General features: G+C 68.8%; 11 protein-coding genes and 2 tRNA genes. 7 read left to right on the top strand and 6 right to left on the bottom strand.

The features are described 5' to 3' along the window. Positions 1 to 53: 53 nt before the first annotated feature. From ACWGIC_RS11050 to leuC, 3 genes are all read right to left on the bottom strand, one after another. A complete protein-coding gene (locus ACWGIC_RS11050) occupies positions 54 to 698 on the bottom strand; it encodes an HU family DNA-binding protein (protein ID WP_452075719.1) in 645 nt (214 codons plus the stop codon). A 242-nt stretch (positions 699 to 940) separates the two neighbouring features. Continuing rightward, the gene (leuD, locus tag ACWGIC_RS11045) at positions 941 to 1543 is read right to left on the bottom strand and encodes a 3-isopropylmalate dehydratase small subunit (protein WP_452075718.1); all 603 of its coding nucleotides are present in this window, start codon (positions 1541 to 1543) and stop codon (positions 941 to 943) included. 24 nt (positions 1544 to 1567) lie between these two features. Beyond that, positions 1568 to 2992 (bottom strand): 3-isopropylmalate dehydratase large subunit, encoded by a 1425-nt coding sequence (gene leuC / locus ACWGIC_RS11040; RefSeq protein ID WP_452075717.1) that lies wholly within the window; start codon positions 2990 to 2992, stop codon positions 1568 to 1570. Positions 2993 to 3137: 145 nt separating this feature from the next. Here leuC and ACWGIC_RS11035 point away from each other — a divergent pair, with 145 nt between their 5' ends. The 6 genes from ACWGIC_RS11035 (at position 3138) to ACWGIC_RS11010 (ending at position 9926) form a co-directional block, all read left to right on the top strand. After that, positions 3138 to 3839, top strand: coding sequence for an IclR family transcriptional regulator (locus ACWGIC_RS11035; RefSeq protein ID WP_009074079.1), 702 nt, complete (start codon positions 3138 to 3140; stop codon positions 3837 to 3839). Between the two features lie 1011 nt (positions 3840 to 4850). Continuing rightward, complete coding sequence (locus ACWGIC_RS11030; protein ID WP_452075716.1) at positions 4851 to 5474, top strand: HU family DNA-binding protein; 624 nt, start codon at positions 4851 to 4853, stop codon at positions 5472 to 5474. Between the two features lie 748 nt (positions 5475 to 6222). Next, on the top strand, positions 6223 to 7449 hold the full coding sequence (locus ACWGIC_RS11025; protein ID WP_452075715.1) for a quaternary amine ABC transporter ATP-binding protein: 1227 nt from the start codon (positions 6223 to 6225) through the stop codon (positions 7447 to 7449). Next, positions 7442 to 8326: an ABC transporter permease gene (locus tag ACWGIC_RS11020; protein WP_354739274.1), complete on the top strand. Its 885-nt coding sequence runs from the start codon at positions 7442 to 7444 to the stop codon at positions 8324 to 8326. The genes ACWGIC_RS11025 and ACWGIC_RS11020 overlap by 8 nt, the downstream gene beginning before the upstream one ends. Before the next feature lie 33 nt (positions 8327 to 8359). Then, the gene (locus tag ACWGIC_RS11015) at positions 8360 to 9268 is read left to right on the top strand and encodes a glycine betaine ABC transporter substrate-binding protein (protein WP_452075714.1); all 909 of its coding nucleotides are present in this window, start codon (positions 8360 to 8362) and stop codon (positions 9266 to 9268) included. Between the two features lie 157 nt (positions 9269 to 9425). Continuing rightward, positions 9426 to 9926, top strand: coding sequence for a MarR family winged helix-turn-helix transcriptional regulator (locus tag ACWGIC_RS11010; RefSeq protein ID WP_452075713.1), 501 nt, complete (start codon positions 9426 to 9428; stop codon positions 9924 to 9926). On the opposite strand, the gene ACWGIC_RS11005 is transcribed toward ACWGIC_RS11010, so the two are convergent. After that, entirely contained in the window at positions 9923 to 10411 is a 489-nt protein-coding gene (locus ACWGIC_RS11005) for a TetR family transcriptional regulator (RefSeq protein ID WP_452075712.1), read from the bottom strand. The two genes, ACWGIC_RS11010 and ACWGIC_RS11005, sit on opposite strands and share 4 nt — an antisense overlap. An 85-nt stretch (positions 10412 to 10496) precedes the next feature. On the opposite strand from ACWGIC_RS11005, the gene ACWGIC_RS11000 reads away from it, so the two are divergent. Continuing rightward, a complete protein-coding gene (locus ACWGIC_RS11000) occupies positions 10497 to 11555 on the top strand; it encodes an FAD-dependent monooxygenase (protein ID WP_452075711.1) in 1059 nt (352 codons plus the stop codon). Between the two features lie 134 nt (positions 11556 to 11689). Here the strand turns inward: ACWGIC_RS11000 and ACWGIC_RS10995 are convergent. Both ACWGIC_RS10995 and ACWGIC_RS10990 read right to left on the bottom strand, forming a co-directional pair. Next, positions 11690 to 11762, bottom strand: a tRNA-Glu gene (locus ACWGIC_RS10995). A gap of 89 nt (positions 11763 to 11851) precedes the next feature. After that, positions 11852 to 11923 (bottom strand) — tRNA-Gln (locus ACWGIC_RS10990). Positions 11924 to 11966: the final 43 nt, after the last annotated feature.

Here is an 11966-nt window from a genome sequence, read left to right as displayed (position 1 = left end):
GCCCCGACCTCACCCGAGGTCGGGGCCCTGCCGCGAAGCAACGAATACCGAGGCTACTTCTTCTTGGCCGCCGAGGTGCGCTTCGCCGGGGCCTTCTTGGCCGCGGCCGTCGTCTTCTTCGCTGCCGCAGTGGTCTTGGCGGCAGGCTTGGCGGCGGCCTTCGCCCGCGTGGTGGTGGCCTTCGGGGCCGCCTTGGCGCGCGTGGTGGTCGACTTCGCGGCGGTCGCGCGCGTCGTCGTCTTGGCCGCGGTGGCCTTGGCGGGAGCCTTGGCCGCGGTCGCCCGGGTGCGCGTGGCGGCCGGCTTCGCCGCCGTGGCACGGGTGCTGCGCGTGGCGGTCGTCGAAGCCGCGCGGGTGGTCGTGGCGCGCGTGGCGGTGGTGCCGGTAGCCCGCTTCGCCGCCGTGGCCTTCGGCAGCTTCTTCGAACCGGAAATGACGTCCTTGAACGTGGTGCCCGCGCGGAACGCCGGAACGTTGGTCTTCTTCACGCGCACGGCTTCGCCGGTGCGCGGGTTGCGCGCGGTGCGGGCGGCCCGAGCGCGCTTCTCGAACACCCCGAAGCCGGTGATGTTCACCTTCTCGCCCTTGTTGACCGTCCGGATGATGATGTCGACGAGACCGTCGACGGCCTCCGAAGCAACCTTTTTGTCGCCCAGACGCTCCGACAGCGCCTCGATCAGCTGGGCCTTGTTGGCCATTCCAGTCCCTCCAAGAAGAACTCTTCGTCCACGGCCAGGTCGGCCGGCTAACGCACACGGTATTACCAAGACAGCACAAATTCCAAACGGCACGCGAAATTTTCCCTTGCGGCGGGAACGGTTCCGCCCTCCCGAAGGACCCGATTCCGGTCCCGGAAGGTGCCGTTTGGCGTGGGCGAAGAGGGGGACCGCCGGGGCCGGATTCCCTTTCCGAGCAGGGAATCCGCCCCCGGCGGCGCAGGTCAGGAGGTCGCGGCGGGCAGCGTCGCGGGCTTCCAGGAGGGCCGCTGGGACTCGAACTCGTCGATGTCCCCCGCGTGGCGCAGAGTCAGCGCGATGTCGTCGAGTCCTTCGAGCAGCCGCCAGCGGACGTAGTCGTCGATCTGGAAGGGCGCGGTGAAGTCCTTGGCCCGCACGGTCTTGGCTTCGAGGTCCACCGAGACCTCGGTGCCGGGCTCGTTCTCGAGCAGCTTCCAGAGCAGTTCGACGTCCGACTGCTCGCACTGCGCGGCGACGAGGCCGCCCTTGCCGGAGTTGCCGCGGAAGATGTCGGCGAAGCGGGACGAGATGACGACCCGGAAGCCGTAGTCCAGCAACGCCCAGACGGCGTGCTCGCGCGACGAACCGGTGCCGAAGTCCGGTCCGGCGACGAGCACCGAACCGTTTTTGAACGGTTCCTGATTGAGGATGAAGTCCTCCTGCGCGCGCCAGGCGGCGAACAGGCCGTCCTCGAATCCGGTGCGGGTCACGCGCTTGAGGTAGACGGCCGGGATGATCTGGTCAGTGTCCACGTTGGACCGGCGCAGCGGGACCCCGATCCCGGTGTGCTGGGTGAACGGTTCCATGGCGGGTGCTCCTCTCGGGGGAAGTCAGGCGGGCAGGTCGGCGGGCGAGGACAGGGTCCCGCGCACGGCGGTGGCGGCGGCCACGAGCGGCGAGACGAGGTGCGTGCGGCCGCCCTTGCCCTGCCGTCCCTCGAAGTTGCGGTTGGAGGTGGACGCGCTGCGCTCGCCGGGGGCGAGCTGGTCCGGGTTCATCCCGAGACACATGGAGCAGCCCGCCTGCCGCCATTCGGCTCCCGCCTCGGCGAAGATCTTGTCCAGGCCTTCCTCCTCGGCGGTCTTGCGCACCCGCATCGAACCGGGCACCACGAGCATCCGGACCGAATCGGCCACCTTCCGCCCGCGCAGCACCTCGGCCGCGGCGCGCAGGTCCTCGATCCGGCCGTTGGTGCAGGAGCCGAGGAACACGGTGTCCACCGCGATCTCGCGCAGCGGGGTGCCCGGCTTCAGATCCATATAGGACAGCGCCTTCTCGGCGGCGAAGCGCGCGTTCTCGTCCGGAATCGCGGCCGGGTCGGGCACCGAATCGCCCAGCGGCAGGCCCTGTCCGGGGTTGGTGCCCCACGTCACGAACGGCGTCAGCTGGTCCGCGTCGAGGTGGACCTCGGCGTCGAATTCCGCGCCCTCGTCGGTGCGCAGCTCGCGCCAAGCGGCGACGGCGGCGTCCCAGTCTTCGCCCTTCGGAGCGTGCGGACGGCCCTTGAGGTAGGCGAAGGTCGTTTCGTCCGGCGCGATCATGCCGGCGCGCGCGCCCGCCTCGATCGACATGTTGCAGATGGTCATCCGGGCTTCCATCGACAGCTCTTCGATGGCCTTGCCGCGGTACTCGAGGACGTAGCCCTGCCCGCCGCCGGTGCCGATTTTGGCGATCACCGCGAGGATCACGTCCTTCGCGGTGACGCCCGGCTGCAGCGTGCCGTCGACGTTGATCGCCATCGTCTTGAACGGCCGCAGCGGCAGCGTCTGGGTCGCGAGCACGTGCTCGACCTCGGAAGTGCCGATGCCGAAGGCCATCGCGCCGAACGCACCGTGCGTCGAGGTGTGACTGTCGCCGCACACCACGGTGGTGCCGGGCTGGGTCAGCCCGAGCTGCGGTCCGATCACGTGCACGATGCCCTGTTCGGCGTCGCCCATCGGGTGCAGCCGGACGCCGAACTCCTTGCAGTTGCGGCGAAGGGTGTCGACCTGGGTCCGCGACACCGGGTCGGCGATCGGGAGGTCGATGTCCACCGTGGGGACGTTGTGGTCCTCGGTGGCGATGGTGAGGTCGGGGCGGCGCACCTTGCGCCCGGCGAGCCGCAGTCCGTCGAACGCCTGCGGGCTGGTCACTTCGTGCACCAGGTGGAGGTCGATGTAGAGCAGATCCGGTTCGGCGCCTTCGCCTCGGCGCACGAGGTGGCTCTCCCACACCTTCTCCGCCAGCGTACGAGCCTTGCCGGTGGGGCTGGTCATCTCCGGCTCCTTCCACGGGATCGGCCGGGAGCACGGAACCCGGACGATGCCGGTGAGGAGGGGCGAGCCGCGGCTGGCCGCGGGCCCGGGTTTCGTTTTTCCCAGATTCTGGACTTCCCACAGTGCGGGAAGATAGTATCGCGTCGTGGGACAGCATAGCGGTATCGGAGTACTGGACAAAGCCGTGGCCGTGCTGCAGGCGGTCGCCGAGGACCCGTGCGGGCTGGCGGAACTCTGCACGCGCACCGGGCTTCCGCGGGCGACCGCGCACCGGCTCGCGGTCGGGCTCGAAGTGCATCGCCTGTTGCGGCGCGGGCCGGACGGGCGCTGGCGGCCGGGCACCGCGCTCGCCGAACTCGCGGGCGGCTCGACCGACCCGTTGCTCGACGCGGCGAGTTCGGTGCTGCCGAAGCTTCGGGACATCACCGGCGAAAGCGTTCAGCTTTACCGGCGCGACGGCGTGCAGCGCGTGTGCGTTTCGACCGCGGAACCGCCGAGCGGTTTGCGCGACACGGTTCCGATCGGTTCCCGGCTGCCGATGACGGCGGGCTCGGGCGCGAAGGTCCTTGCCGCGTGGTCGGATCCGCACACGCAGCGGACGATCCTCGCCGACGCCGTTTACGGCGAGCGCACTCTGCTCGAAGTCCGCCGCCGCGGCTGGGCGCAAAGCGTCGCCGAACGCGAGCCGGGCGTCGCGAGCGTTTCGGCGCCGGTGCGCGATTCCTCCGGCACCGTCGTCGCCGCGGTGTCGGTCTCCGGTCCCATCGAACGCATAGGGCGCAAGCCCGGCGCCCGGTGGGCGGCCGATCTCCTCGCCGCCGCCGACGCGCTTCAGGAACGCCTCTGACACCCCGCTCCCACCACGCGCCAACCCCAGGCCGCCTCTCCGCCGCACCGGCGGGAGGCGGCCTTTTTCATCCGCACCTGACGCGGCTTACCGCGAACGCGCTCCGCCCGAAGGCCGGACGCAAAGCGATTCCTCCGAGGCGGCTCTCGCCGCAGTCTCGGGCCCCGGACTAATCCAACGCATCGACCGCAAACCCGGCGCCCGCCGCGCGGCCGACCTTCTCACCGCCCACGCTGCGCACAGCGAACGCACTCTCCGAAGCACGGCCGCGCCGAACGCGAACCCGCCGTCGCGAACGTTCCCACCCCGGCACACGAATCCGCCCACGCAACCCCCACCCCAGCCCGACCCAACACATCAACCGCAAACCCGGCGCCCAACGAGCAGCCGACCTCCGTGCCGCCCACGCGGCACACCGCCAACGCACTCCCCCGAAGCACGCCGCCACGACCAAGCCCCCAGCACCACCGAACGCGAACGTCCCCGCCCCGGCACACGAATCCCCCGACACAACCCTCACCCCAGAACCGGCCCCCAGCCCGACCCAACACATCGACTGCACACCCGGCACCCGCCGCGCAGCCAACCCCAGCACCCCCGCAACACCCCAACGGCCCCCGCCCCGCCAAGCGCCAACCGCGGCCCGCCTCTCCGCCACGCCCGTGGGGGACAGCCTTTTTCGCGCGGTTTTCGATCGTCCTCAGTAGACCGTCCGGCCGCTTCGCGGGTCGTCCGAGCGGACGCGCGCGACCCCGCCGCCAACCCTCAAGAAAAGACAAAACCGCAGGACAACGGGTGTCTACATGCGACTTTGCCGGTGCCGCAAGCACTCTCGCGGGTCTTCCGGCCAGTGAAAGAATCCGGCGGCGCGGCCCTCTCGCCGCCTCTTCGCTTACCCGACACGGCAACGAAAAAGGCAGGTCCCGATTGGACTTGCCAAGTCTATGGGTGATAATGACTGCGTTCGGCCTGTATGGCCGTATAAAACAAGTTCTGGTTGGAGGAACTGGAATGGCCAACAAGGCCCAGCTGATCGAAGCTCTGTCGGAGCGCATCGGCGACAAGAAGGCAGCCGCGGAAGCCGTCGACGGTCTCGTCGACATCATCATCCGCACCGTCCACAAGGGCGAAAAGGTCACCATCACCGGCTTCGGTGTCTTCGAGAAGCGCGCTCGTGCCGCCCGCACCGCGCGCAACCCGCGCACCGGCGAAGCCGTGCGGGTCAAGAAGACCAACGTTCCGGCGTTCCGCGCGGGCACCACGTTCAAGGACGTCATCTCCGGCACCAAGAAGCTGCCGAAGGCGACTGCCGTGAAGCGTGCGACCGCCAGCACCGCGAAGGCGACCGCGACCCGCGCCACGGCGACGACCACCACTCGCGCCAAGGCCACCGCTGCCAAGCCGGCCGCCACCCGCACCCGCGCCACCGCGGCCAAGGCTCCTGCCAAGGCCACCGCCGCGAAGGCCACCACCACCCGCGCCAAGGCGACCGCCACCAAGGCCACCGCGGCCAAGGCGGCTCCGAAGGCCACCACCACGCGGGCGAAGGCCGCCGCCAAGCCGGCCGCCAAGAAGACCACGGCGACCGCGAAGAAGGCTCCGGCCAAGCGCACCTCGGCCGCGAAGAAGAAGTAACTCCGGTTTTCCGGAAGCTCACGACAAGCCCCGCCCGGCTTCTCCCCGGGCGGGGTTTGTCGCGTCTCTGCCTTTTTTCCCGCCCCGGAGGGCACTGCCGGGCAACCGGGGCGGACCGCGCCGCTCGATTCCGAAGCGGCAGAAGAGCGTTTCGACGGCCGCCGGCAAGATCCGTTGGCGCGCTTGCCCGTCCGGATCTCGCGGCCGTGAGGGAGCAGCCAGCACAGCGGACCGGGTCCAGCCGCCCTCCCGGCAGCAGGCTTCGCCACCGGCCGGTCATCTCCGCGCAGTGCGCGGGAAATCGAGAGAAGGCCCTCGCGTTTTCCTGATCACACCGGCCATCTCGCTCGCCCATCCGTTCGATCACCTGTTCCCCCAAAGCAACCGCGAAGCGGCCCGCGGGGTTTCCTTGCCGTGTCCGGCCCGGCACCATGCGTGGCCACCGGGTGTCCGCGATCACCCAGGCCACGCACAGTCCACAACAGACTTTCGGGTTGTTATGCGAACGTGACCACCACGCACAGTGGCCACCGGTAATCCAGTCGGGCGAACCGCCGAATCCGGACTGGTTTCGCCAGCGCACACCGTCTTTTCCCGGCTGCCGCACCGGTGTCCCGCGGACGGGCCCGCCGCTCCGGCGAAAGTGGGTGCCGGGCCACGAAAACCGGCCGTCATCGGTGAACCGGTCGCGCGATCGGCTCCGAGCAGTGTTGGTCTATGCAATCATGTCGCCCGGCAAGGACCCCGAATGCGAGAACATGAGACGACTGTGCCGATAGTTCGTGTGGAGAAGCTGTACAAAGTGTTCGGCCGCCGGGCGGAAGAAGCGGTCGGCAAGCTGGAGAACGGCGCCGACCGGGCCGAATTGGAGCTGCCCGGCGTGACCGCGGCGGTGATCGACGCCTCCTTCGCCGTGGAGCGCGGCGAAATTTTCGTGGTGATGGGACTGTCCGGTTCGGGCAAGTCGACCCTGCTGCGGACGTTGAACGGATTGCTCCCGGCCACCTCCGGCCGGGTTCTGGTGGACGACATCGACCTCACCGAAAAGTCCGCGGCGGAAGTCCGCGAGCTGCGCCAGCGGCGGATGAGCATGGTGTTCCAGCACTTCGCGCTGTTCCCGCACCGCACGGTCGCGGAGAACGTCGCCTACGGGCTGAGCGTGCAGAACGCTCCGCGCGAGCGGCAGCGCGAACGCACCGCCGAAGCACTGGAGATGGTCGGCCTCACCGGATGGGAGGACCGGTTGCCCGGTCAGCTTTCCGGCGGGATGCGCCAGCGCGTCGGCCTCGCCCGCGCGCTCGCCGCGGACACCGAGATCCTGCTGATGGACGAGGCGTTCAGCGCGCTGGACCCGTTGATCCGCAAGGAGATGCAGGACCAGCTCCTGATCCTGCAGCGGCAGCTGGGCAAAACGATCGTGTTCATCACGCACGACCTCAACGAGGCCATGCGTCTCGGCGACCGGATCGCGATGATGCGCGACGGCCGGATCGTGCAGGTCGCGACCGCGCAGGAGATGCTCACCGAACCGGCCGACGAATACGTCGCGAAGTTCGTGCGCGACGTCGACCGCAGCCGGGTGCTCACCGCGTCCGCCGTGATGTCGCCCGCGGACATCACGTTCACCCCGGCGACGACGGCCGCCGAAGCGCTGGAAACGATGCGCCGGAACGAACTCGCCGGCGTGCTGGTGACCGAGGACGGCAAGTTCGCCGGCGCGGTCGAGCGCCGCGCGGTGAGCGAAGCCGCGGACCGGGGCACGGAAACGATCGCCGGAATCGTCGACCGTTCCGCCGCGCGGACCGGCCCGGAAACCCAGATGGCCGAACTGTTCGGCCACGCCGCTTCCGCGCCCGCACCGCTCGCGGTGGTCGGCGAGGAAGGCGCGCTGCTCGGCATGGTGACCCGCGAGGCGCTGCTGAACGCGCTGAGCACAGGAGAAAACGACGCCAAGGAGGTGAACGCCCGTGTCTGACAACGTCCTCGTCGGCGATCTGCCGCAGATTCCCGTCGGCACCTGGTTCAAGGCGATCATCGACTGGCTGCAGGGCAACATCGGCCCGTTCTTCGATTTCGTCGACAAGATCGTCAACGGCGCGGTCACCGGGCTCGCCTCGGGGCTGACCTGGCTGCCGTGGCCGGTGCTGGTCGTGGTGTTCGCCGGGCTCGGCTGGTGGCTGCGCGGCTGGAAGTTCGGTCTCGGCTCGGCGATCGGGTTCGCGCTCATCGACAGCCTGCGCGAATTCCCGTCCGCGATGCAGACGCTGTCGCAGGTGCTGATTTCCGGCGTGGTCGCGGTGGCGATCGCGGTGCCGGTCGGGATCGCGGCCGCGCGCAACGAAACGGTGAGCCGGATCGTGAAGCCGGTGCTGGACTTCATGCAGACGCTGCCCGCGTTCGTCTACCTGATCCCGGTCATTTTCTTCTTCTCGATCGGCCCGGTGCCGGGCGTGGTGGCGACGGTCGTGTTCTCGCTGCCGCCGGGCGTGCGGCTGACCGAACTCGGCATCCGCCAGGTCGACCCGGAAATGGTCGAGGCGGGCGAGGCGTTCGGCTCGCCGCCGGGGCGGATCCTGCGCGAGATTCAGATCCCGCTCGCGATGCCGTCGATCATGGCCGGCATCAACCAGATCATCATGCTTTCGCTGTCCATGGTCGTGATTTCCGGCATGGTCGGCGCGCCAGGGCTCGGCGCCGAGGTGTACGCCGCGGTCACGAGCCTGAAGCTGGACCTGGGTTTCAACGCCGGTCTCGGCGTCGTCGTGCTGGCCATCTACCTCGACCGGCTCACCTCCTCTCTCGGGGCGCGCTCGGCGGTGGGCCGCGCCCTCCGCCGGGCCGACGCGGCCTGATCCACCTCCACCGCAACGAGAAAGGACGAACGAGTGCGCACATCGAAACGCTTCGGCCGGATCCTCGCCGTTGGCGCCGCCGTCACGGCCCTGGTCGGCCTCACCGCGGCGTGCGGCGGCCGGGAGTCCCAGTCGGGCAACAGCCAGGAAGCCAAGAGCGTCACCATCGGCTACATCAACTGGGACGAGGACGTCGCCCTCACCAACCTGTACCAGGCGGTGCTGGAGGAAAAGGGCTACAAGGTCAAGACGCAGATGCTCGACGTCGGCCCGATCTACGCCGGTCTCGCGAAGGGCGACGTCGACCTGTTCCTCGACTCGTGGCTGCCCGCGACGCACAAGCAGTACTGGGACCAGTACAAGGACCAGGTCGAAGACCTCGGCGTCTGGTACGACAACGCGACCCTCAACCTCGCCGTGCCCGATTACGTGAGCGACGTCAACAGCATCGCCGACCTCAAGGACAAGGCGAGCATGTTCGGCGGCAAGATCACCGGCATCGAGGCGAGCGCGGGCGAGACGGGCATCGTGCAGAAGGACGCCATCCCGCAGTACGGCCTCGACGGCGCGATGACCCTGCAGAACTCGTCGACCACCGCGATGCTGGCCGCGCTGGACAGCTCGATCAAGGCGAAGAAGCCGATCGTCGTGACGCTGTGGCACCCGCACTGGGCGTACTCGCGCTACCAGCTCAAGGATCTCAAGGACCCGAAGGGCGCGATGGGCAAGGGCGAGCAGCTCCACGCGCTGGGCCGCAAGGGCTTCGGGAAGGACTTCCCGGCGCTCGCCGGCGTCGCCAAGAAACTGAAGATGTCGGACGAGGACCTCGGTTCGCTCGAGGACGCGATCCAGAAGGCCCCGAAGGGCCAGGAAAAGACCGCCGCCAAGCAGTGGGCGGATCAGCACAAGCAGTTCGTGGACCAGGCTTTCGCCGGTCTCTGAGCCAGCCGCTGAAACGACCCCGCCTCCCGGTCGCCGGGACGGCGGGGTTGTTTCTTTTTCAACAGGCAGGGCAGCTGGTTAGGCCGGATACCCCCTGATTCGTTGCCCAGCACCGTTATCGAGCGGAATCCGCCGCGCCATACGGCACACTGGACGCATGTCTCGTGCGCCGATCCCTGCCCGCACCGACGTACCCGACGACGTCGACGCGGTCACCGAAGCCGTGCTCACCGCTTCGCGGCTGCTCGTCGCGGTGTCCGCGCGGTCCATCGCCTCAGCGGGCGACCTCATCACGGTGCCGCAGTTCCGGCTGCTGGTCGTGCTGCATTCCCGCGGGCCGCTCAAACAGGCGGCGCTCGCCGAACATCTCGGGGTCACGCCTTCCACCGCGAGCCGGATGATCGACCGCCTGGTCGCGGTCGCGCTGGTCGCCCGGCTGGGCAATCCGTCGTCCCGGCGCGAGGTGGTCATCGAACTCACCCGCGAGGGCGACCGGATCGTCCGCGTCGTCACCCATCGCCGGCGTCGCGAAATCGCCGCCATCGTGGAGAAAATGCCCGAAACGGCCCGCCGCGGCCTGGTCGACGCCCTGACCGCGTTCACCGAAGCCGGCGGCGAACCTCCGGCCGGCAACCCAGCCGAGGCGGTCTGGGTCTAGATTTCCGCCGCTACCGCGCGAATCCCGTCGGTCACCTCTTTCGCCGACGGCGCCTCCTCCGGGTCGAGCAGCCACTGCACCATCAGCCCGATCACCAGCGCGCTCTGCACCGCTCCGCCGACCCCGGCCCGAGCCTCCCGCAACCCCTGCACGAGATGCCGCCGCACGTCCGGCGACCGCTCCGCCTGCACCAGCGCCTCAAGCTGCGCGACCCACAACGCCCGGTGCTCGCCGAAGCTGTCGATCATCCGCTTCAGCCCCTGCTCGGACAGTTCGAACGACGAATCCGCGACCTGGCCGCCCAGTTCGTCGACCGCCGCGACCAGCGCCTGCGTCAGCAACGCGTCCCGCGACCCGAAGTGGTACCCGATCGCCGCGTGACTGACCCCCGCCGCCGCCGCGATGTCGCGCACCGTCGTGTTGCCCCAGCCTCGCTCGATCAAGCAGCGCTTCGCCCCGGCCAGCAGATCCTCGCGATTACCCATGGCGCACAGCCTAGCCGACGTCTTGTCCAGATGGTTTATCCAAATGGTTTGACCAAATGGGCAAACTGGGTCTACGGTCTCTCCCATGACCTCCTTGAACGTCCTGATCTCCGGCGCCGGCGTGGCCGGCACCACCCTCGCCGAGTTCCTCACCCGCTCCGGCCACCGCGTGACGCTCGTCGAACGCGCTCCCGGCCTCCGGCACACCGGCTACGCCGTCGATTTCCGCGGCGACGCCCTCGATGTCCTCTCCGAGCTGGGCATCCTCGACGACGTCCGCCGGCACGAAACGAGAATGACCGGAACCGCCATCGTCGACCGCGACGGCGTCCAGGTGGACCAGCTCCCGGCCGAAGCCTTCGCCGGCGAGCTGGAGGTGCCGAAGCACGTCCTGAACGAGCTGCTGTACGACCTGACCGCCGATCATGTCGAGTACCGCTTCGGCACTTCGATCACGTCGCTCGCGCAAACTGAGGCCGCCGTGACCGTCGATCTGAGCGACGGCTCGACGGAGACCTACGACCTGGTCTTCGGCGCCGACGGCGTGTACTCGAAGGTCCGCCAGCTGGCCTTCGTCCCGCACTCAGCGGCGTTGCAGCACCTTGGCCTCTCCGGCGCGGGCTTCACCATGCCCAACTTTCTCGGTCTCGACCACACCGGACTCCTCCGCGCCGTCAACGGCACCGCCGTCTACCTGTTCAACTCCGCGGATCCGGCCAGGCTCACCGTGAGCCTGTCTTTCGGAACGTCTTCCGGCGCGCTGGACCGTCTCCCCCGAGCCGACCAGGAAGCAGCGACGCGCGCCGCCTTCGCCGGTGACACCTGGCACATTCCCCGCCTGCTGGAGGCGATGTCGGACGCTTCGGACTTCTACTTCAGCTCGAGTGCGCAGGTGCATCTGGACCGCTGGTCGACCGGCCGGATCGCCCTGCTGGGAGACGCCGGATATTGCGCCGCGCCCACCGCGGGCATGGGCACTTCGCAGGCCCTGCTCGGCGCCCGCTCGCTGACCCGTCTCCTGGCTGTCGAGGAGCACCCGGAAGCTTTCGCCAAGTACGAGGCCGAACTCCGCCCGTATGTGGCGGAAAACCAGGCAAACGGCCGTTCGGCGGCGGCGATGTTCGGCGGTGCGCAGGAAGCCTGAGCCGTTTTCGAAGGCGGCTTCCTTGGCGCGGACTACCGGTCCGGCTCGCGGCGACGACCGTCAGCCCCCGCCTCGGGTTTTCCCGTTAAACACAACAAAGCCCGGTTGATCTTTTCGATCAACCGGGCTGGCTGTACCCCCGATGGGATTCGAACCCACGCTACCGGCGTGAGAGGCCGGCGTCCTAGGCCGCTAGACGACGGGGGCTTAGAACTTCCCCGTTTCCGGGGCTTTTCTTGCGAGAGAGAACTTACCAGAAGCGATTTCGCACTTCCGAGAGGGGGTCCTCTCTGCAGCTGGGGTACCAGGACTCGAACCTAGACTAACTGGACCAGAACCAGTCGTGCTGCCAATTACACCATACCCCAGTGAGGTACTTTCCCGGTTGCCCAGGTCAGTGCCGCACGAGAA

The sequence above is a fragment of the Amycolatopsis sp. NPDC054798 genome (assembly GCF_053611505.1).
Note: the sequence above shows the minus strand (reverse complement) of the source record. Positions and strands in the feature narration are given on the sequence as shown.